We start from the raw sequence: 21782 nt of genomic DNA on the forward strand, positions 1-21782 counted from the left end.
AACCTGTACGGGAGTATGTTCTAATTCCCGTTGACATTGTAAGGATCACACCGTATTTCCGGTCAGGAAGGGGAATTCGTATGGCTTCAAAGCAGAATAAAGCACTCAAAAAACCACGTCTAACCATTGTTCAGGTCATTTCCAACTATCCCGATGCACAGCCGGTACCCTCCAACAAGGGCGGAACGGAAAAGGTCGTGTATGAATTAACGGAGGAATTGGTGAGACGAGGACATCATGTATCTCTTTTTGCCGCCCGTGGGAGCAAGAGCAGTGCGCGGTTGATTCCCTATCCCAAGGGGTTGAAACATAGTCAGATCCCCCAATATGTACTCCGGCATATGCCTTCCGACACACATATCATTCATGATCATACCTTTCGTTCTGCTGTAGGGCGTAGGAAGCTGCCTTGTCCATCGGTATGCACCGTTCATCTTCCAGTGAAGAGACACGGTAAAAACCCAGTATATGTAAGTAAACGAGCGCGCCAGCTGATGGGCAGGGGCAAAGGTTTTTATATCTATAACGGTATCAACACACATGAATACGAGTTCAGCAGTGAGAAGCGTGGCTATTTGCTGTTCATGGGCAGAATCATACGAGATAAAGGTGTATTGGAGGCCATTCAGGTTGCAGAACGAACAGGAAAAAAACTGCTTATTGCAGGTCCTATCAAAGCTCCAGAATTTTTCCGTAAAGAGATTCAGAAACGAATTCAGCGCAATCCGAATATACGCTATGTGGGGGCAGTTGGAGGCGATCAGAAACAGAAGTTGCTGAAACATGCAGAATGTCTGTTGTTTCCGACATTGTGGGAAGAGCCATTCGGACTCGTTATGGTTGAGGCCATGGCTTGTGGAACACCGGTGCTGGCATTAAAAAATGGCTCCGTTCCCGAGGTACTATTGGGCTTTCCACAGTTGATCTGCAAATCGGTTAGCCAAATGGCACGAAAAGCACAGCAAAAAAATTACCCGTCACCAGCGCAGCTACGTTTGTATGTGACTCAAAGATTTACCAACAAACAAATGACCAGTAACTACTTGAGACTATACCGTGAAATCATCCGTCGGCGAGAACAGAAGAGAGGACAACGGCAGCCTATACGGAGGTGAAGGAGATGCAGGTCAAACGATATATGCTCGGAAAGGGCTCTTGGGCAACTCCTTATTATATAGCTGCAGGGGGACAGAAAGGTCCGTGTGTGATGGTAGTGGCGGGAATACATGGTAAAGAAATAGCAAGCATACGAGCTGCTGAGAAATTGGTAAAGCTTTTGAATCAGCAAAAACTGCGATTTAGCCATGGTAAGCTTATAATTGTACCGATTGTAAATCAAGAGGCTTACCGCAAACGGATTAGAGGAATACCTGATCTTAATCGAACCTTTCCGCGCAAAAAAAAGCAGCTGGCAACACAACCACTTTCCGCTGCTCTATTCAAATTGACACAAAAGTATCAACCTGAATGGTATCTCGACTTGCATGAGGCCAATGGATTGTCACAAAAAGATGCCAAGGTGCTTGGTCAAACGCTAATCTCCAACAAGGCCAATCCGGTGGTACCTACGGTTCGTCGGATTATTAAGCGAATGAATCGCTCCATCCAGATGAGCGACCGACATTTCAACATTCGGTTGCATGAGCTTCCAGGTTCCTCCCGCACTGCTGCAGCCCGTATTTTAGGTGCACGCGCGGTTACCGTGGAAACGGGTTGGAGCCTGCCCAAGAAAGTACGCATACACTATCAGTTGGAGATCGTCCAGCATTTTTTAAAAGAAGCCGGAATAGTCAAAGGCAACGAGGTATATTTATCTGCCAAGGTTAGAACGGTTACCTCAAGAAAATATGGCATCACAAAATAAAATCGCTTCTGGAGCAAGGATTTTTGCACCTTGCTCAGGGAGCGATTTTTTATGTGCGACCATCGTTCAGAATCCGTGGCGTGCTGATATTATATCTATGTGTTGTCAGGCTTCGGATTTATAGAAGGCGTTCACTAAGCTGTTCCCCAGACGTACCTCAATTAGCTCCAGTGGTGTATCCAGATCGGCACGGATCGTGTGATACGTATCGACCGGAATGCTAAATACAGAACCGCTTGCCGCAGCAAAACGTTCTCCGTTCAGCATGACCTCTCCCCGGCCGGACACGATCGTCCATACTTTAAGTCCACTGCCGTGAATACGGCCATTCAAGCGGTGATCTGGCAGTACCGTCAGCCGTATGGCCAGTATATCGTTCAGACTCCGATGATCAAATTCGTCCAGCACCCGGTAACTGCCCCAAGAGGTTTCGCCATGCTTGGGGTGAAGTTGAAGTTTACCTAGCTGGTCCTTGATGGCGTGAGCATGGCTCTTGGAGGCGATGAGAATGCCGTCGGGGCTCGCAGCTGCAATAATATCTTCCACACCAATGACATGAAGTGGATAGGGCAACTCATTGACGATGTGCGTGCCATGAGTTTGGCCACTGATCTGTCCACGCCCGATCACTTGGCAATTTAGCTGCTCTGTTAGAGCCTGCCAGTTGCCGATGTCGTGCCATTCGCCATCGTAGGGCAGGACGATGGCATGTTCGGCACGCTCTGCAATCTCCTCGTCGAAACTGCGAACCGGGAGGCCATCATACATTGCGCATAATGCTTTATCGTTCAGCGGCAAATAACTTCGCTCCATACAGGAGAGCATATACCGTAATGTAAAAGCGTAAATACCACAGTTCCACAGCGCACCCTGATGAATAAGCTGCTGTGCCCCGGAATGATCCGGCTTTTCTGTGAAGCGAGCAACTTGCGCATAAGAAGGTTTCCCTTCCCGTATCATTTGCAGACCCGGAACGACATAGCCGTATTGGTCGGAGGGATGAGTGGGCCTTGTCCCAAGCATAGCCAAATCGGCTCCGCTCTCAAGCAATAAGCCGGAGAGCGCTGCTATGCTATGGAAGAAATCCTCCCCTGCAAACATGTCCGCTGGAGCAATGCAGAGAACTTCATCCAGCCCCATGCCTCTGGTGTGAAAATATGCAGCCGCCAGTGCAGCAGCGGTGAAGGTTCCCCGTTTGGCAGGCTCGCCCAAAACGGGCAGACGACCTTCTGTATGGCGAAAGGCTAGATTTACCTGGCTTCGATGAGCCAGAAGCAGGGCAGAGGAATCCAGCCCGGCTAAGGTAAGCTGACGGTACACCCGGCCGAGCATAGATTCCTTTCGCCCGTCAGGGGCGGGCAACAACTGGAGAAACAGCTTCGACCGGATTTCGTTGGATAGTGGCCATAGCCGTTTTCCAGCACCACCGCATAACAATACGATGCGCACGGATGTTTCCTCCTTCAATGCAGATCCATTTGGATTGCATCATTTTGCAGGATTTTAAGAACTATTTTAGCGATGATTCAATCTTTGTTTTTGGAGCAAGCTGGTACACCTTGCGTTGATGAAAAGATAAGGAACGATAGCTCTTGGCCAAGACATCCAATTGTTTTTGCGACAGGGAAGAAGCCCGACTATGAAGCGCTTTATTCAATGACTTGCGCAAAATCATCTGAGAAGGCTTATTGCTGTATAAATAGTTGGCATACGTTTCATATTCGGAAAACCCAAACTGTTTTGTCCGGTTTATACTTTGGATAATCGCGTTGTACCAAGGTTTTCCATGTCGGGCCTCGATAACTTGCTTGAGCTGGCTGAGCCGCGCTTTTTCAAAAAGCATATAGTGAGTGACAAAGGATTTTGGTGAGGGTGCTTTAACGCCCATCAGCTTGTGGTAGGTGCGAAAATACTCAGGCTGGCTCCAGCTGCGGTAGTAAAAAATCGTTTTTCCGTCTTTACGGAACGTATGTGGACGAATCAAAATCGTGTCCGCGTCAATGACGAGAAAAAAAGAGGCTTTACTGATTTTGTCGCCATTCATTTTGAGTAATTGTTGATACAGCCAGCCTGAGCGGTCCCAGCGCGTTGTCCCGTAATGAATATGTTTTTTGGTGATGGGCAGCACCGTTTTTTCGTCAATAAATGTACATTTCTTGTTTGCGCACAGACGGCGAATCCCGGTGCTTTGCGGTGAGACGATATAAATAGTTCCAATTCGGTGCTGCACGTGACGGCGCAGACTGTCAATCACCAGCGGTAGTGTGGCAAGATCTTTATCAATTGCTGGAATCAGAACATCGATTGTAAGGGAACCCTTCCGTGGCCCATCCGATTGCGCTGACATGTTATTCACTCCCTATATGTGCAAATATACGCTCCCAGCGTCTCTCCATATCGTATGCTTGGACAGGCGCTTTCGACCGGGCAAGGTCAAACGTCCATTTCTATGCAGGACAGGGCTGATGAAGCTTCGAATGGGGAGTTAGCGCATACGATAGATTGATCTTTTTTAACAGGAGCGTTCTACCTGAGAGTAGAGAGGAGAGGGGCAAGTGAATTCTTCACAAGCGCAGGCGTTGCGCAGCAAATGGCATAAAACCCAATTGTTGCTCCAGCATGGCAGCATCAAGCCGTATGTACCTGAAACTCGCAAATATAATAAAGCAAATTTGAAATCAATGCTGGAGAAGTATGGTATGGTCTATGTAAAACCCGAGCGAGGTACCTTTGGTAAAGGTGTAATGAGAGTAGAGCAGGAGGCCGGCCAGCGTTTCGCCTATCAATATGAGGAAACGCGCCAAGAATTCAAACATTTGGATGCACTATATATCAGCCTATCGAAACATACGGGGAAGAAAAGTTATCTCATTCAAAAGGGAATCCATTTACTACGCCATCAAATGCGTTATTTTGATATTCGGGTCATGGTGCAGCGTAATGAAAAAGGGCTATGGGAGTCTACCGGAATTATTGGACGTCTTGGTCATCCCCGTAAAATCGTGACCAACTATCATAGTGGTGGTAAGCCGATGGCCTTGGAGCAGTTACTAAAATCCCATTTATCGCAAAGCAAGCAGGCGGAGCTGGTTAAGAAACTAAATGAATTGGGTCTTACTATCGCCAAACAACTGCAAAAAACATATCCGAAATTCCGGCAAATTGGTGTGGACATTGGACTGGATCATCGCTTTATCCCGTGGATTATTGAGGTGAATACGAAGCCGGACCCATATATTTTTAACCAATTAACAGATAAGTCCATGTACCGTAAAGTGTTAAGCTATTGGCGACTGGCTAATGAAAAAAGGAAGGTCACCGTCCCAAGCAAAGATACAAATAAAGATAAAAATAAAGACAAGAATAAAGGTAAAAATAAAGATAAGAATGTAATTAAAGATTCTAAAAAACAAAAAATATCTTGACCAGTAGATTGCTTCATTGCCAGCAGGTAATACAGAAAAAAGGATGAATTTTTCATAATTCATCCTTTTTATTTAGGATTACATTTTAAACTCGCCAAGTCCCCAATTGTTTGCGTATAAGTACGATTTGTCCGCTATGATATGCATCGTGCAGCGTCCACCGCGATAATTCAGCACCGAGAGTGTCGGAGCCGAGAGGCTTATCCAGATCAGCATCATTCAGAGCAGTAATGGCGACAAGCAGTTGGTTTACAAGAGCTTCCGCTTCTTTCAGCGTCTCCTGCCATCCTTCATCGTCTTCAGCATCCCCTGGCGGACCGAATGTCTCATCATTGCTTATTCCAGTTGAACTTATAGGGCGGTCAGTTAAACGTCTCAAAATACGCTCATTGTAATAATTAATGTGACGAACCGTTTGCCAAATCGTGTTTCCTCCACCTGGTGGTGTCCAAGTGGCTTCCTGTGTATTCACACCGTGAAGTGCGGCGGCAAGAGGAACAATCCATTCTTCCTTATCCCATGAATTTTCTCTTTGCCATACCAGCATATTTACTCGATCTCGGCTCACCTAACCCAACTCCTTTTGTAGGGATGTAACTAGCTAAACATAGGATAAATCGTTACAATTAACAATGTAGCATGACAAATTAAGATTTGCAACCAGTTAAAATGATTTTAGTGGTTACAGACGGTGGAGGAACTCTTTTGAATACACTTTGGACTGATTTTGTAAACAGCGAATGGCACGATTGGAGAGGGAGCGGACGTTCAGAAGATCGTTTGTTGAAGCCCGAATGGCAAAATGAATTTCTTATGCGGTGGCAATTTACCGCTTCGGTCCCAGCTAGTGCGGAAGATATCGAAGAAATGCAAATTCTCCGGCGGGAATTACGTAGCTTCGCTGAGCACCTGACTTCTGGCGGACAAATGACAACTGATCTGATGGATATGATTAACCGAAAGATGATGGAAGGGGGGCCGGTCACTCGCTTATTAAAGCAACAGGATGAGCATTTCAGCATTGTGCTGGAACCCGTGGCAAATGGTTGGAAAAAAGTGCTGGCAGAGGTTGTAGCCGATTTTGCCCAGGCACTTGTCAATAGCGGCGGCTCCAGAATTCGTATTTGCGATAATATCGATTGCCGATGGGTATTTTACGATGATACCCGAAATCGGTCAAAGCGATTTTGCGACGATAAGATGTGTGGTAATTTGATGAAGGTACGCCGTTTTCGCGAGCGTAAGAAAAATTAGATGGAGCAAGAGAATTTACATGAGCAGTACATGTTGAGCCCACTCCTATATGAACAATGGAGTGGGTTATTTAAAATTGAACAACCTGTGACCCTGTGCTATGCTTACATAAAAGAGGAGCTAGCCGTACTAACGATGATCTTTACTATGCGTATAAACATCTGATGATACGACGAATAGAAAGGGTGTACAGCCATGAATTCTGTCATTGAACTTAATAATGTAAGCTGGAAGAGAGATAACCGTACCATACTGGACCAAATCAATTGGCAGGTAGCTGAGGGGGAGCACTGGGCTGTACTCGGCTTGAATGGATCAGGTAAAACAACGATGCTCAATATGATTAACGGTTACATATGGCCAACCACAGGTAGTGTCGGTGTATTGGGCCATACCTTTGGGGATGTGGATCTGAGGGAGTTGCGCAAATCTATTGGTTGGGTCAGTTCCTCTTTACAGGAAAGAATTAATGGGAGTCAGCGTACGCAGGATGTTGTCATTAGCGGCAAATTTGCCTCCATTGGACTTTATGATCAGACGACGGATACAGAGTATGAACAGGCCATTCAGCTTATGACGCAACTGGGGTGTGCTCATCTCGTGGATCGGTTGTATCAGGGATGCTCACAGGGAGAAAAGCAAAAAGTGCTTATCGCCCGCGCATTAATGGCCTCGCCCAAGCTACTGATTTTGGACGAGGCGTGTAATGGTTTGGACTTTTTCTCCCGGGAAGCATTGCTGGATAGCATTCGCCAGTTATCGGAGTCGCAGGCTTCGCCGAATTTACTGTATGTTACACATCATATCGAAGAAATTCTACCGATGTACACGCATACGATTCTAATCCGCCGGGGCACGGTATTTGCCAAAGGTAAAACGACTGATATTCTGAGTAGTGACACACTTAGTGCTTTTTTTGAAACGCCTGTACAAGTAGAATGGAGACAGGATCGTGCATGGCTCTCTATGGTGTAGAGAGTCTTTTTTTCTCGCTAACCTGCTACCAACATAATCAGAATAGGCAATATCAGGAATGAGGCAAGCGTGCTCCACAGGATGCAGGTGGAAACCAGTTTTGGCGATGCATTAAATTTTTCTGCTAAAATGACAGCATTCACAGCAACCGGCATCGAGGCCAAAATGAAGAGAACGGAGAACAAAAGGCCTGAAATTCCCAGTATCAGCATAGCAAGACAAGCCGCAAGCGGAGAGAGCAAAAGGCGAATTGTTAGTCCGGCGTAGCTGGCTTTTTTAATAGACGACTCCAGTTTGAATATTTTTACATAAGCCATCTGGGTACCAAGGATCGCCAGCACGACTGGAGAATAAGCGGCAGCAATCATCGAGACGCCCGACTGAATGCCAGAGGGAAGATGCCAGTTCAGCAGCCGCAGTCCCATGGCGAGTAGAGCTGCATAGATCGCAGGAAGTGAAAACACCGACTTAACGGCACTTTGAACAGAAAACTCAGAGCGGGCTGCAAAGTAAACGCCAATGGTATTGACCATGATTATCTGGATGACGACATACACGGAGGCTTTATCCAGACCGAGCTGCCCAAAGGCAAGTAAAATAAGGGGCAGGCCATAATTTGCACTATTGGTCAGCGTCGAGATTAAGGTAAGTCCAGCCGTTTCCGGAGTGCTCAGTCTAAAGATTTTCCCCGCTAATTGTGCAATTCCCCACAACAGCAGCAGGTTCAGTATTGAAAAAGCGGCAGTCTGCGCTACATCATGCCAAGAAAGCTGTGCTTTGAGTAGCGTGTCCAGAATCATGGCGGGGCTTAAAAAATATAAATACAAAGTCGAGAGCGGTTTCGTTTCCAGCTTCATGAATTTTCCGAGTAAAAATCCGGCGATCACTGGAATGGACAGCGGAACGATAACGGATAATAGAGTTGAAAGTACGATTTGTATCATGAATTCCACCGATCCTTTCTGTAATGACATTTTCCATTATAAGGCGCTACTTTCGAGCCCGTCCAAGATGAAAACACAATCAAGGTCATAGGTATATACTATGAAGCCTTCGACACTTATTGTGAAAACAATAAAAGGGATGCCCTATTAGCCGTTTATCATGGCTGTGGGCATCCCTTTTATTATAATGAACCAATGATACTGCCGATTTATGCAGTAGCAACGGTTTCCGCTTTGGTTCGACAATCATCGGAGCAATAGTGCTGATGCTGTTCTTCGCAATCCGGACATACGATATGCTGGAGATTGCACACCGGGCAGTTGATATAATGATCGCTTGGCGTTTCACAATGGAAGCACTTGCCGACAATGACGTCTTCATCCGTATGATTGATCGGAATGGAGATTCGTTCGTCAAATACGTAGCATTTACCGTCAAACAAACGTCCTTGTACTTCCGGGTCCTTGCTGTAAGTCACAATGCCGCCATCCAACTGGCCTACATCGTTAAACCCTTCTTTGATCAGAAGACCGGACAACTTTTCGCAACGGATACCTCCGGTGCAGTACGTCAGGATTTTCTTGTCTTTGAACTGAGTCATATTGTCGCGAATCCATTGTGGAAATTCACGGAACGATTCGACTTCAGGGCGAATAGCCCCGCGGAAATGACCGATGTCATATTCATAGTCATTACGTCCGTCCAGAACAACTACATCTTCAGCTTGAAGCTGTTCATAAAACTCCTTTGGTGACAGCCGCTTACCGCTAATTACATTAGGGTCCAGTTCATCCTCATGACGCAGCGTAACTAGCTCCTGACGATGGCGTACAAATATTTTCTTGAACGCATGACCGTCAGACTCATCTATTTTAATAACAATATCGTGGAATTTCGGATTGGCGCGCAAATCACGCATATATTGCTCCGTTTGCTCTACTGTGCCAGACAGTGTTCCGTTGATTCCTTCTGCAGCAATCAAGATTCTTCCCTTGATACCCAGCTCCTTGCAGTAAGCCAGATGCTCTGCCGTAAAGGTGGCAGGGTCTTCTATGTTGACATATTTGTAAAACAACAAAATTCGATAAGCATGTTCACACACGTAAAATCACCCTCTGATTCAAGTCAAAGTTTTTTAACAAGCAATTTTAAATGTACCACATTCTTTAAGTTAGTCAACTTAAATGTATAAAAAGTGGAAATGGAAAAGATGACGAGCGACAAAAGTAAGGGTTTACATTATAATAGTAACGTAGTAATGAGGGGATTTCTGGTAGCAGGATGAGTTTTACTAGGTGAAAGGATGAATGAAATGAAACATCATTTGACAGCGCATACACCACCTATGGGGTGGAATAGCTGGGATTGCTACGGTGCAGCAGTACGGGAAGAGGAAGTACGGGGAAATGCTCAATATATGGCGGAGCACCTGAAGGAATATGGTTGGGAATATGTCGTGGTGGATATTCAGTGGTATGAGTCAGGAGCAGTTTCTTCACAGTATCGCCCGTTCGTCCCATTGGAAATGGATTCATTTTCACGTCTTATTCCAGCGGTGAATCGTTTTCCTTCGGCAGCAGATGGACGAGGCTTCCAAGCTCTTGCGGAATATGTACACAGTCTGGGATTGAAATTTGGTATACATATTATGAGAGGCATCTCCCGTCAGGCGGTGCACCAGGATACCCCAATTTTGGGAACCACATCCACGGCGAGACAAATTGCGCATCCCAACTCTATTTGTCCCTGGAACACAGATATGTATGGGGTAGATGCATCCAAGGAAGGCGCACAGGAGTACTATAATTCGTTGTTTGACCTGTATGCGGAATGGGGTGTGGATTTTGTCAAAGTAGATGACATTGCTGCATCACGTCTCTATGGTATTCATTTGGCGGAAATTGAATTGATTAGGCGGGCTATCGCCCAATGCGGACGTCCGATGGTGCTGAGTCTATCACCTGGTCCTGCACCGCTGGAGCATGCATCTGATTTAATTGCAAACGCGAATATGTGGCGTATGACTGATGACTTCTGGGATGTATGGCCTTTACTGTATGGTATGTTTGAGCGCTGCGAGAAGTGGGCGGAACATGTAGGTCCGGGTCACTGGCCGGATTGCGACATGCTGCCACTAGGTCATCTGGGTATTCGTTCGGTAGATTCGGTGGATTCCGGCAGCCATGACCGATGGACACGCTTTACGAAGGATGAGCAGCTAACGATGATGACCTTGTGGAGCATTTTCCGATCTCCACTGATGTTCGGGGGAGAACTGCAGGATAATGATGCATGGACCCTTTCCTTGCTAACGAATGAAGAAGTGTTAAATGCTCATCGCAACGGTTTGAATGCGCGGCAGGTGTACAGAAAGGATGAACATATCGTTTGGACTTCACATAACGGGGAAGGTCATGTATACGCAGCTTTGTTTAATGCTGGAGATGAAGCTTCAAAGGTGCGTGTATCCTTAAAAGACCTTGGTATTGAAGGACAGGCAAATGCCAGAGATTTGTGGAACCATGTGAATTTAGGTGTTTTAACACAAGAACTGTCCGCAGATTTACCTCCTCACGGAGCAGCTCTATTTATTTTGAAATAATGTAAGGAAGAACTATGCGCAGTTCCAACCCAATCACCCTATCGTACAAGTGGAAGGTAAACTTTACAATAGGGTGATTTTTTTGCATGTGTAACTTTAGGATATTTTAACGAACTCGACATTATTCTTGGGAATATGACATTTGGAACGTGTTAATTTTATATAGTGCCTATTTCTGTACAAATTTAAATCATTCTAACGAATAGACTCGAGAAAGGAGTCAAATGATGAAATTAAAAAAAATCCACAAAAATGAACAGGACGAGCCTTGGCCCTCTAGCAAACCAATACTATGTATCGGGGGGGCCAATCTGGATCGTAAAATCATGATTAAAGGTACATTTCAGCTTCATACCTCCAATCCGAGCAGTACAAGGCTGCAATCTTGCGGTGGGGTAGCACGAAATGTAGCCGAAAATTTAGGGAGGTTGAGCCAACGGGTCAGCCTGCTAACTGCGGTTGGGGACGATGCGGAAGGTGAATTTATTATCGAGCAGTCCAGCCGTTACATGCACGTGGTTCCTCTGCAAGTCAAAGGTGAACCGTCAACTGGGGTTTATACTGCCTTGCTGAACGAGCGTGGTGAACTGATTATAGCGACAGCAGAAATGGAGATTTATGATCAGATTCGTCCTTCAGTAATTTATGAAAATACTCCTTTAATCGCCTCGTCCCGACTCGTTCTGCTGGACACTAATTTCTCTATGAACGTAATTGCAGCCACCATACATGTCTGCCATGAACATCGGGTTCCGATTGTCGTTTCTTCGGTATCGGCCTCCAAGATGAGAAAGCTTCCCCGAAATTTGCATGGAGTGGAATGGCTGGTATGTAAACCGGTGGAGGCTGAAGCTTATTTGGGGCTAGAACTTACAGATGATCAGCATATGTTGGATGCCACCCGGATTTTTCACAAACTTGGGGTTCAAAATGTCATTTTTATCTGTGGTGCTGATCGAGTTTTGTACGCCTCTCAGGATGGAACTCATGGACAAATTCCTATGCATCCCGTTCAAGAGGTCATTGATGTCACAGGCGCAGATGATGCTTTTATTGCCGGGATGATTTATGGAATCACCCAAGGTTATCCTATGGAGCAAGTGTGCCAATTTGGAATTAGCTGTGTCGACTTGACCCTGCAAACGGATCGGACGGTTTCAGAGACCCTTTCTATGAATAAACTCCATTCTAGGTTTCAGGAGCTGTATGGCACACATTCGCAAAATTTTGTGTTTTTCAAGGGCGTGTATTTTAAAAAGGAAGATACATAAGTAATTAAGAGAACTCTACCCTACAACAGCTCGTACTGGGAGCTACACGTACGTAATGGCCTCAACCAATTAATTGGTAAAAGGAGCATGTTGTCTGATGGACAGCGTGAAATACGTAATTGTTTTTCTGCCACAGTGCCTCCTTTATTTGCTTTTAAAGGGAGGTTCTTTGGTAGAGTCCGCTTTGTTCTGGGTTTTCGCAGGTGTATCCGTTCTAAAGTCTGGCCACTCATTATGCAATAGGGTAACCAACGGAATTTAATTATCTTGAAAATTAAATATCGTTCATGTCCCTGGCTGATCTCAGATAGACGATTATCTCCTTGACTAGAAATTACATTTCGTGTAAAGTGGTGAAAATTGTAATATATAGGAATAGTGTAGACCAAGGATCAAAGGTTCAATACCCGCTGTACAGAGAAGAAACTCATGGGCTGAAAGGTTTCTCGCCGCGAATGAACGTTTCCCTGCCTTGCGAGCTGTAGCGGTTTGTAAGATAAACCGTTACCGGCTAGACGCCGTTATCTGATGAAGGACCGTTCCGTGTATGGCTACGGTCAAATTAGGGTGGTACCACGACACATTCGTCCCTGACGGATGTGTCTTTTTGCGTACATTTTATCGTCCATACAAGGAGGTAGCTACACATGCGCCAAAGCCAATTATTACTGACAACCTTGCGTGAAGCACCCGCAGAGGCCGAAGTGATCAGTCATCAGCTTATGTTGCGGGGAGGATTTATCCGCCAACTGGCGGCTGGAATGTACACCTACATGCCATTGGGCAGACGGGTGCTCAGAAAAGTAGAGCAAATCATACGAGATGAAATGGATCGCGCCGGAGCTGGGGAGCTGCTGATGCCTGTATTGCAGCCAATGGAGCTATGGCAAGAATCAGGGAGATACGATGTTTACGGTCCTGAGCTGATGCGTCTGCAAGATCGACATGATCGAGAGTTTGCATTGGGGCCTACACATGAAGAGGTCATTACGTCTTTAATACGAAATGAAGTGAATTCTTATCGCAAATTGCCTGTAACCCTGTATCAAATTCAAACCAAATTTCGGGATGAACGACGTCCTCGATTTGGCCTGCTTCGCAGCAGAGAATTCTTGATGAAGGATGCCTATTCGTTTGATGCACATTGGGAAGGACTAGATCATACCTATTGGACTATGTTCCAGGCATATCAGCGCATTTTTACCCGCTGCGGTCTGTATTTTCGTGCAGTAGAAGCAGATGCGGGTGCCATTGGTGGCGAAGGTGAAACCCATGAATTTATGGCTCTAGCTGATATTGGAGAGGACACCATTGTAGCATGCACCTGCTGTGAATATGCAGCTAATCTTGAAAAAGCCGTCGCGCGGTCGACGGAGAAAATAGAAATAGCTCCAGTCTCAGATGAAAATGAACTTGTCAGCTATCCTTCTTTTGATACAGCTAAAATGGAAAAATTCCATACTCCAGGCCTACGTACAATAGATCAACTGGTTGAATCGCTTCACATAGAACCTGAAGAAATCATCAAAACACTGATTTATATGGCTGACGATCAACCTGTTGCTGTAGTTGTCAGGGGTGATCATGAGGTTAACGAAGTGAAAGTTAAACATATTTTAGGTAGTGAAAAATTCGAAATAGCAAGTACAGACACCGTGTCAAAGGCGACTGGAACCCCCTCGGGGTTCATAGGCCCATGCGGATTGACGATCCCTGTGTGGGTAGATTACGCCGTTGTCCAAATGTCCAGCGGTATCGCAGGCGCGAATGAGCTGGATTATCATTATCGACATGTGAATCCAAGGCGCGATATAGATCTTCGGCATGTGGCTGACTTGCGGAATGTAATAGAAGGGGATAGATGTCCTCGATGTGACGAAGGGGAATTGAAACTTTATCGTGGGATTGAGATCGGACACGTGTTTAAGCTGGGCACCAAATATAGTGAGAAGCTGGGTGCGACTTTTCTGGATGCATCTGGAACGGAGCAAACGATGATTATGGGCTGCTACGGTATTGGGGTTTCCCGAATCCTTTCTGCCATTGTAGAGCAAAATCATGATCAGAACGGAATGATATGGCCTCATGCGCTGGCCCCGTTTCAAGTTCATATCATTCCGATTTCTGTGAAAGACAGGCTTCAGATGCAATTAGCCGAGAAATTATACAACCAACTGCAGGATCACGGTGTGGAGGTGCTGCTGGACGATCGGGAGGAACGGCCCGGGGTTAAATTCAAAGACTCTGATTTAGTAGGCATTCCCGTGCGCATCGTCGTTGGTAAAGATGCCGAACACGGGAAAGTAGAGTTAATGGAACGAAAAAGCTGCAACAAAGAGACGATTCATATCGAAGATGTAGAGAGACGGATATTGGAACTACGCTAAGCATCTGTATCCCGTAGAATATGGCCTTCTCCAAGTGTAATCTCATGAAAGTCCGCCATCTGACGTGCCTGAAACCGGATTGGCTTGTCCCGACCTACCATAATGATATTTTGAATGTCGGCAGCGCCTTCCGAGGGGAGCGAGAAAGTTGTGACATAGGCGAATTCTTCACGCAACGTTGTGTGAATGGCATTGATTAGGTGGTCGTGTTCACTTTTGCCCATTAAATTCATGATCAGGGAGCCTTCGGAATCCAGCTTTTCTTTGGCCATCTTGAAAAATTCCCAGGATACTAAATGCAAGGGTGTACCCTGCTCTGTGAAGGCGTCCAGAATAATATAGTCATAAGCATTAGGCGCTTCCTTCTCCAGAATGCGTCGTCCATCGCCAACAGTTACATTATCCTGATCGTATCCAAAGAATGTTCGGCTGAACTCTACGACTTGTGCATCCAGTTCGGCAATCTTAAAGCGTTTATCTATAAAATGACCCGCTATTGTACCTATACCGTGCCCAATAACAAACACGTCTTCAAATGTCGGATCGTTCAGTTCCATGAGATGGATGATTGCTCTCGGATATTCGAACAGAATGCGTTGCGGATGATTCAAGTCCAGCGCGCCTTGGATGGCTGTATTTGAAAACTGCATCACCCGAAATAATCCCTTTTCACCGTACAGCTCGGTGGTTTCGTATACTGTGATTTCATGATTATGGCTCAACTTTTTGTACAAGACATCCAATTAAATGATCTCCTTCAAGTCAGACTTCCTCCTCATCTTAGACATGGATAGGGGGATTGTCCATAGATGAGGAGAATTGAAAGTTCATATTTCCAAGCATTCCTAATTAGGTAGAATTGTTTATTTTTCCATAACGGAGTTGTTTGAACTTGTTCGTATGTCCTTTAGGAGATATAATATACAAGGATATAATGAAGTTCGTTGTGTATATTCATACAGGAAGAGAGCGGGATATTATGGGACGTAAGTGGAATAACATTAAAGAAAAGAAGGCATCCAAGGATGCTAATACGAGTCGTATATATGCTAAATTTGGCGTGGAAATTTATGTGGCAGCCAAACAGGGCGAACCTGATCCTGAATCCAATCGGGTATTAAGAGTCGTTTTAGAACGTGCAAAAACGTACAATGTACCCAAAGCAATCATTGACCGTGCTATTGAAAAAGCAAAAGGTGCTGGCGATGAAAACTACGTAGAGCTTCGTTATGAAGGTTTCGGACCGAACGGTTCCATGGTCATTGTAGATGCACTGACCAATAACGTTAATCGTACAGCATCGGATGTGCGTTCTGCTTTTACTAAAAATGGCGGTAGCCTAGGCGTGAGCGGATCTGTAGCCTATATGTTTGATTCAACAGCAGTTATTGGTCTGGTGGGTAAAACCGCAGATGAAGTGCTGGAGCTGCTAATGGAGGCAGATGTAGAGGTGCGTGACATCATTGAAGAAGATGAAGCCGTCATCGTATATGCAGAGCCTGACCAATTCCATGCTGTGCAGGAAGCTTTCAAACAAGCAGGAGTGACTGAGTTTACCGTTGCGGAGCTCACCATGCTTGCTCAAAATGATATTTCTCTTCCAGAAGATGCACAAGTTCAATTCGATAAATTGATTGATGCATTAGAAGATTTGGAGGATGTTCAGCAGGTTTACCACAATGTAGACTCTGAGGAATAGTCGGATTGCATCATTTACATCTGAGCGTTTGTATAAAATAAACATTCCTAAACCATCGTATTTCGGTACGATGGTTTTTTTGTATATAAACTTATAAAAAATCAATTTTATTTTCTTGACTGATCAGTCTGTAAAAATTATAATCATAGGCAAGGAGGTGAACATAAGGTTTGGGAAGAGCAAAAGAATTTGATACTGAAAGTGTTCTACGAAAAGCTATGGCTGTATTTGGAGAGCATGGCTATGAGGGAACTTCTCTGACAATTTTACTGGATCAGCTGGGTATAGCGCGGCAGAGTCTTTATGATACCTACGGAACGAAATATGATTTGTTTTTTTCGGCTATTCAGCTTTATATACGTGACAAGACCGAAGCCGTAGTTCATCTGCTCAGTCAACCTGGGAGCATTAAGGATGCAATAGCGATGATTTTTAATGAATCTGTTAGAGTGTTGACGGATAAGAGGCTGTCCAAGGAATGCTTTATTATGAACAGTGCTATTGAACAGGCTCCGCATCATCATGAGATCAAAGCTTTTATTTCTGAAAACACTGAAAAGCTTGAACTTGCTTTTTACGACGCCCTAGTCCGCGCCCAAAAAGAGGGGGAGATTCATGCTACGGAATCTGAGCTATTGTCAATCGCCAGATTTCTAAATCATGCCCGACTATCGTTGACATTTACCGCCAAGACAGGCGCGAGCACTGAGGTGCTTAGAGATATTGTGCGTACAACGCTGTCGATTTTAGATTGATCTTTATGAACGCTTAATAGCGTTTATTTTTTGAACATTCCAGACTGATTGGTCAAATTTTTTTGAGTATTATAGACTGTTCAATCTAGAATGCTTATGTTTATTTTAGCGTCTTGAATTCGTTTTTTAAGCAGTAACTAAAAATATATTTGCGAGGTGTCTACCATGACAATCAATCCGAATACTGACGAAGTAAAACAGCAAGCGCAAGCAGTCATGCATAAATTTACGAGCAACCTGTTAGAAGAAAATATGGAGCAATGGATTTCATTATTTGATGATAACGCTGTTTTCGAGTTCCCTTATGCACCTAAGCATTTTGCACAAATGCTTCAGGGCAAAGCAGCAATTTACGAGTACATTAAGGAGTTTCCTAATATACTTCGGATTCAGCATTTCTCTTCACCAATTATCCATACGACAACGGACCCGGATTTATTCGTGGCCGAGTTCGCCAGTGAGGCGCAGGCTGTGAGCACAGGTAAACCGTATAATCAAACCTACATTTCTGTTATTAAGCTGAAGAACGGAAAAATTATTCACTACAAAGATTACTGGAACCCTTTAGTAGCTCTTGAAGCCCTGGAATCATGAATGAAAGAGTTCAAGCCTCATGGGGATAAGGATATCTAGGCGAAAACAAAAAATTTAAATAGGAGTTGAATTTCATGAAAGACAGAAATATAGCGTTGATTACAGGAGCAAACGGCAAAACAGGTAGCCGTGTAGCCGCCAGACTTACGCAACTTCAGCATCCGGTACGTTTGGCAGGACGTGCTCATCCTGCCGAATGGGAAGGGAAAGATTATGTATATTTTGATTGGTATGATGAATCAACACATGCACAGGCGCTGATGAATGTAGATAAAATTTATTTGGTAGTACCTGTGCTGGATGTCAATCCCGCCAAAGTGATGATTCCTTTTATTGAGAGGGCCTTGAGAGAAGGAGTGCAAAGGTTTGTGCTGTTAGGGAGCGCATCTGTGCCTGAGGACGGACCAGTATTTGGACCTGTACATCAAGCACTACGTAGATTAGCTCCAGAGTGGGCTGTATTGCAGCCATCCTACTTTATGGAGAATTTTACAGAAGGTCAGCATGTAAGTACCATCAAAAACACCAGCACGATTTATAGTGCGACAGGAGATGGGAGAGTAGGTTTTGTCAGTGCAGATGACATTGCAGAAGTGGGAGTACGAGCTCTGATTGACGATAAACCACATAACACAGCTCATGTCATCACTGGACCTCAGTCACTAACCTATGGCGAAGTCGGTAAGATTATTGGGAAGTTAACAGGCCAAGCGATCCAGCATATCTCGTTGCCTGATGAAGAGCTAAAAGAGGGCATGGTTCGAGCTGGAATGCCTGAAGAATATGCAGATATGCTGGCGGGATTGGATAGAAGGATACGTGAAAATGGAAGTGAAGATCAAGTTACTCATACCGTAGAGCGTGTCACTGGGCGCCGTCCGATATCATTCGAGCAGTTTGTGCAAACACACGTAGACATCTGGAAGTAATCATGAAAGGGGCAAATGAATAACCCATCATATTCAAGAAGAGGATTCATTGATCTAGTGGCGAGCGTGATACCGTTCCCGGTTACTTCTTTTTAGGGTCATAAGAATAACCAGGATATTTGACGACGGGCCATTTTACCTTTCGTAAATTAGAGATTACATCAACACCTACATGTAAATTACTCTGAATCAGTTCTGTGGGGGTAAGAGCCATCCATTGATTTAGTGAAACATCCGCAAAACGGTCACTCTTAAACATTTCAAGAAACCATAATGAGCTAGAGCCAGTATTTTGAATGTAATGCCCGTAAGCAAAAGGCACATATCCGACATCTCCGGCTCTAAAATCAAATGTGCGGGCAGCGCCATTACCACCAAAGACAGTCATCCGTCCTTGCCCTGTAAGATAGTATTGCCATTCGTCGTTATTGGGATGCCAGTGCATTTCTCGCATGGCTCCGGGCTCAATCTCAACAAGGGCAGCAGCGATGGTTTTGGATATCGGAAAATTGGAGGAGTCAACGATTCGTACGCTTCCGCCCGGTGTTTTGATTGGGGGCTGGGCTAGTAATTCATGCTTGAAGGATTGGGGCAACGTCCCGTAAGGAGAGGGAACCGCTTGGCTTTGAATTGAACCGGGAATTGAATCCTGATAGATGTATACTTGGTCTTGAGGAATTGCTGCAAAATCAGCTTCTGGTACACCAAAATTTGCAGAAAGTACGTCTTTGGGAGTATGTGCGAACCAATCCGAGATGGATAGGGTGTTCAGATCGGAGAAACTGCCATCATCAAAAACCAGCAGAAATTCACAGCCATCCTCAAGCCCCTGTATAGAGTGCGGAATGCCAGGAGGAAAATACCAGAGATCCCCGGGACCCACATCAGCAATAAAATTACGTCCATTTTGGTCAACTGCCGTAATGCGAGCACTTCCCAACAGCATATATGACCATTCCGCCTGCTGATGCCAGTGAAGCTCACGTACACCACCCGGTGTCAAACTCATATTCACCCCGGCAAGGGTTGTAGCAATAGGTAATTCTCTTACCGTAACTTCTCTTGACCACCCACCATGATTAAGCTGCATATGGGCATCAGAAAAAGAAAATCTCATATTTGGAATGAGACCATTGTCCGTTACGGGGGGAACCAGCATATCGGGATTCTGTAGATCCCTCATCACATCACGTGGACCCTTGTCGATGCCCCCAGCACCATCACTTCTGATGGGTTGGGGGATTCTTACATTTTTCGGGCAATCATTATGCATCATTAGATCTTCCTCTCCAGGTTGAAGCTTGATGAAGTATGGGATAAGAGAAAATACGCATAAAGATTTTATGATCATGTGGTGAGTTTTATGCTGTATGCGTCAGATCTGTAAATTGAGCCTGAATGATTTGAGCTAAATCGTGTGGACTCAACTCCAGTTGGGTCCCAATTTTCCCACCGCTCACAACGATGGCTTCCAGTTCCGATGCAGGCTGGTCGATAAAAGTGGGGTAGAGCTTTTTCATTCCTATGGGGGAGCAGCCACCGCGAATATATCCCGTAAACTTTTGCAAATCCTTAACTGGAAGCATTTCAATTTTTTTCTCTCCCGCGGATTTGGCTGCTTTTTTGAGATCAAGCTCTTTATGTACAGGGATTACAAAAACAAACAGATTTTGTTTGCTGTGTGCAACCAAAGTTTTGAAAACCATTTCCGGGGCTCTCTCGATTTTCTCAGCCACATTCATCCCGTCTATTTTTCCATCTTGATGATCATAACTCAAAATATTGTATTGTATATGTTGCCTGTCCAATATGCGCATGGCGTTTGTTTTGCTGGCACTCATCTTATTTCTTCCTTTCTTTAGAGTTTTTCCAATTGATCGACATAATCCTTTGCATCCTTAAGGGAAAGATCCTTAGCGGTTCTCAGCTCTTTTATGGCTTGAATCTTTTTTCCTTCCCTAATTAGCAGGAGCAACCTTTCATTGATATCTTCTGAAGCTCCTGCATCTAGAACATGTGAAGGAGTGGCGGCAATAGTACCTGACAGCGATGTTCCTTGTATTCCTGAACGATTTTCAAGACGCTCCACGTCGGATTTCAGGTCATTAAGACGCGATTGAAGGCTATAGACCTTAATTAAAAGTATGACGGAGAGGAGCAACGCGATTATTGCTGTATACTCAATAGCTGACAACAGAATCCCCCCAATTTCACTTCGTTTTATCGCAAAGATGCCGCACTAAAAATTTGTTTCTTATTTCTAGTATAGCATGATGATGGAGGAGAAGAGGAAGAGGCTCATTCCTCTTGAAACGGTAGCACGGTTTCGTCCTTTCCTATATCCATTTTAGATAATCGGCGTTGAAAACTTTCTTTCCAATTCGATTCAATCATGTCGGCGGCCGCTGCGAAATTTTTAGCTATAAGCGCACTGATTATTTTTTGGTGTTCTGCAACTGATGACTCTGCGCCCAAAAAACCGTCAAAGTATGTCACCTCATAACGGCGCAGCTTTTTTTTCAATCCCTCCAGCACATAAATCAATTCTTCATTTGCCGACAGATCAATAATAACCTGGTGGAATTGAGCATCATATTGTTGCGCAAGGATTGCATTTTCTTCCTTTAGCGCCCGTTTGAGCTCTCCATTTAATATTTCTAATTCCTCAATGTGCTTAGATTCAATATTTTCTTGAGCAAACGAAACAGCAAGCTTCTCAAGTGACCCGATGATGGGGTACAGCCGATAAGCCTGTTTAATATCAACAGGTGCTACCTGCGTCCAGCTATTGGCTTTAGTCTGAACCATCCCTTCTTCTTCCAATCTTAAAATAGCTTCACGGATAGGTGTACGGCTGGCTCCTAGAACCTCCGCTAATTCTTGATCCTTTAACTTATCTCCAGGCTTTAAAACACCACTAATAATCCATTCTTGTAGCTGAAGGTATACTTGCTCACGTATAGATGAACGCTTAACTTTGGTTGCATGTTTGGATAGCAATGATTAGACCTCCTTCGTATTTTATTTGAATGTAATATATCACATACAATTCATGAGTATCAATGATTGCAGTCCGATTTCA

General features: G+C 44.7%; 22 protein-coding genes. 12 read left to right on the forward strand and 10 right to left on the reverse strand.

What is annotated here, in order from left to right; genetic code table 11:
• Positions 1–80 precede the first annotated feature (80 nt).
• The gene (locus MHI21_RS12125) at positions 81–1115 is read left to right on the forward strand and encodes a glycosyltransferase family 4 protein (RefSeq protein ID WP_342420085.1); all 1035 of its coding nucleotides are present in this window, start codon (positions 81–83) and stop codon (positions 1113–1115) included.
• A 5-nt stretch (positions 1116–1120) separates the two neighbouring features.
• Positions 1121–1864: a succinylglutamate desuccinylase/aspartoacylase family protein gene (locus tag MHI21_RS12130; RefSeq protein WP_342420086.1), complete on the forward strand. Its 744-nt coding sequence runs from the start codon at positions 1121–1123 to the stop codon at positions 1862–1864.
• Between the two features lie 105 nt (positions 1865–1969).
• On the opposite strand, the gene MHI21_RS12135 is transcribed toward MHI21_RS12130, so the two are convergent.
• Positions 1970–3313: a sugar phosphate nucleotidyltransferase gene (locus MHI21_RS12135; RefSeq protein ID WP_342420087.1), complete on the reverse strand. Its 1344-nt coding sequence runs from the start codon at positions 3311–3313 to the stop codon at positions 1970–1972.
• 61 nt (positions 3314–3374) lie between these two features.
• Positions 3375–4211 (reverse strand): DUF6492 family protein, encoded by an 837-nt coding sequence (locus tag MHI21_RS12140; RefSeq protein ID WP_341161555.1) that lies wholly within the window; start codon positions 4209–4211, stop codon positions 3375–3377.
• Between the two features lie 208 nt (positions 4212–4419).
• On the opposite strand from MHI21_RS12140, the gene MHI21_RS12145 reads away from it, so the two are divergent.
• Positions 4420–5289 carry a YheC/YheD family protein gene (locus MHI21_RS12145; protein ID WP_250268223.1) on the forward strand — a complete coding sequence of 290 codons (870 nt, stop codon included), beginning with the start codon at positions 4420–4422 and terminating at the stop codon, positions 5287–5289.
• An 85-nt stretch (positions 5290–5374) separates the two neighbouring features.
• Here the strand turns inward: MHI21_RS12145 and MHI21_RS12150 are convergent, their stop codons facing one another.
• Complete coding sequence (locus MHI21_RS12150) at positions 5375–5857, reverse strand: DinB family protein (protein ID WP_342420088.1); 483 nt, start codon at positions 5855–5857, stop codon at positions 5375–5377.
• 137 nt (positions 5858–5994) lie between these two features.
• Here MHI21_RS12150 and MHI21_RS12155 point away from each other — a divergent pair, with 137 nt between their 5' ends.
• Both MHI21_RS12155 and MHI21_RS12160 read left to right on the forward strand, forming a co-directional pair.
• Entirely contained in the window at positions 5995–6543 is a 549-nt protein-coding gene (locus tag MHI21_RS12155) for a CGNR zinc finger domain-containing protein (protein ID WP_342420089.1), read from the forward strand.
• A 195-nt stretch (positions 6544–6738) separates the two neighbouring features.
• On the forward strand, positions 6739–7518 hold the full coding sequence (locus MHI21_RS12160) for an ABC transporter ATP-binding protein (RefSeq protein ID WP_209942069.1): 780 nt from the start codon (positions 6739–6741) through the stop codon (positions 7516–7518).
• Positions 7519–7535: 17 nt separating this feature from the next.
• Here the strand turns inward: MHI21_RS12160 and MHI21_RS12165 are convergent, their stop codons facing one another.
• Together MHI21_RS12165 and MHI21_RS12170 are read right to left on the reverse strand one after the other, a co-directional pair.
• Complete coding sequence (locus MHI21_RS12165; RefSeq protein ID WP_209942071.1) at positions 7536–8462, reverse strand: AEC family transporter; 927 nt, start codon at positions 8460–8462, stop codon at positions 7536–7538.
• Between the two features lie 209 nt (positions 8463–8671).
• Entirely contained in the window at positions 8672–9565 is an 894-nt protein-coding gene (locus MHI21_RS12170) for a rhodanese-related sulfurtransferase (protein ID WP_342420090.1), read from the reverse strand.
• Positions 9566–9775: 210 nt separating this feature from the next.
• Here MHI21_RS12170 and MHI21_RS12175 point away from each other — a divergent pair, with 210 nt between their 5' ends.
• The 3 genes from MHI21_RS12175 to MHI21_RS12185 all read left to right on the forward strand — a co-directional run bounded on the left by MHI21_RS12175 (position 9776) and on the right by MHI21_RS12185 (position 14723).
• Positions 9776–11065: a glycoside hydrolase family 27 protein gene (locus MHI21_RS12175; RefSeq protein ID WP_341161550.1), complete on the forward strand. Its 1290-nt coding sequence runs from the start codon at positions 9776–9778 to the stop codon at positions 11063–11065.
• Positions 11066–11292: 227 nt separating this feature from the next.
• A complete protein-coding gene (locus MHI21_RS12180; protein ID WP_342420205.1) occupies positions 11293–12336 on the forward strand; it encodes a carbohydrate kinase family protein in 1044 nt (347 codons plus the stop codon).
• Between the two features lie 647 nt (positions 12337–12983).
• Entirely contained in the window at positions 12984–14723 is a 1740-nt protein-coding gene (locus tag MHI21_RS12185; protein ID WP_342420091.1) for a proline--tRNA ligase, read from the forward strand.
• On the opposite strand, the gene MHI21_RS12190 is transcribed toward MHI21_RS12185, so the two are convergent.
• Complete coding sequence (locus MHI21_RS12190) at positions 14720–15466, reverse strand: fused MFS/spermidine synthase (RefSeq protein ID WP_342420092.1); 747 nt, start codon at positions 15464–15466, stop codon at positions 14720–14722. The genes MHI21_RS12185 and MHI21_RS12190 overlap by 4 nt on opposite strands.
• Before the next feature lie 236 nt (positions 15467–15702).
• On the opposite strand from MHI21_RS12190, the gene MHI21_RS12195 reads away from it, so the two are divergent.
• From MHI21_RS12195 to MHI21_RS12210, 4 genes are all read left to right on the forward strand, one after another.
• Positions 15703–16422, forward strand: a complete 720-nt coding sequence (locus tag MHI21_RS12195) for a YebC/PmpR family DNA-binding transcriptional regulator (RefSeq protein WP_013310214.1) — start codon at positions 15703–15705, stop codon at positions 16420–16422.
• Between the two features lie 170 nt (positions 16423–16592).
• Positions 16593–17177, forward strand: a complete 585-nt coding sequence (locus tag MHI21_RS12200) for a TetR/AcrR family transcriptional regulator (RefSeq protein WP_061830154.1) — start codon at positions 16593–16595, stop codon at positions 17175–17177.
• Between the two features lie 165 nt (positions 17178–17342).
• On the forward strand, positions 17343–17771 hold the full coding sequence (locus tag MHI21_RS12205) for a nuclear transport factor 2 family protein (RefSeq protein WP_342420093.1): 429 nt from the start codon (positions 17343–17345) through the stop codon (positions 17769–17771).
• 74 nt (positions 17772–17845) lie between these two features.
• Positions 17846–18700 carry an NAD(P)H-binding protein gene (locus MHI21_RS12210; protein WP_341161547.1) on the forward strand — a complete coding sequence of 285 codons (855 nt, stop codon included), beginning with the start codon at positions 17846–17848 and terminating at the stop codon, positions 18698–18700.
• A gap of 82 nt (positions 18701–18782) precedes the next feature.
• Here MHI21_RS12210 and MHI21_RS12215 read toward each other — a convergent pair whose 3' ends face one another.
• From MHI21_RS12215 to MHI21_RS12230, 4 genes are all read right to left on the reverse strand, one after another.
• Positions 18783–19973, reverse strand: a complete 1191-nt coding sequence (locus tag MHI21_RS12215; protein WP_328802814.1) for an oxalate decarboxylase family bicupin — start codon at positions 19971–19973, stop codon at positions 18783–18785.
• Between the two features lie 88 nt (positions 19974–20061).
• Positions 20062–20541 carry a Cys-tRNA(Pro) deacylase gene (gene ybaK, locus MHI21_RS12220; protein ID WP_250244980.1) on the reverse strand — a complete coding sequence of 160 codons (480 nt, stop codon included), beginning with the start codon at positions 20539–20541 and terminating at the stop codon, positions 20062–20064.
• A 17-nt stretch (positions 20542–20558) separates the two neighbouring features.
• Complete coding sequence (locus MHI21_RS12225; RefSeq protein ID WP_328802604.1) at positions 20559–20894, reverse strand: ribosomal protein L7/L12; 336 nt, start codon at positions 20892–20894, stop codon at positions 20559–20561.
• 104 nt (positions 20895–20998) lie between these two features.
• Positions 20999–21700 carry a GntR family transcriptional regulator gene (locus tag MHI21_RS12230; protein WP_328802605.1) on the reverse strand — a complete coding sequence of 234 codons (702 nt, stop codon included), beginning with the start codon at positions 21698–21700 and terminating at the stop codon, positions 20999–21001.
• Positions 21701–21782 lie beyond the last annotated feature (82 nt).

Source organism: Paenibacillus sp. FSL H8-0168 (assembly GCF_038592955.1).
In the GTDB taxonomy this organism is placed as follows: Bacteria; Bacillota; Bacilli; order Paenibacillales; family Paenibacillaceae; genus Paenibacillus; species Paenibacillus polymyxa_B.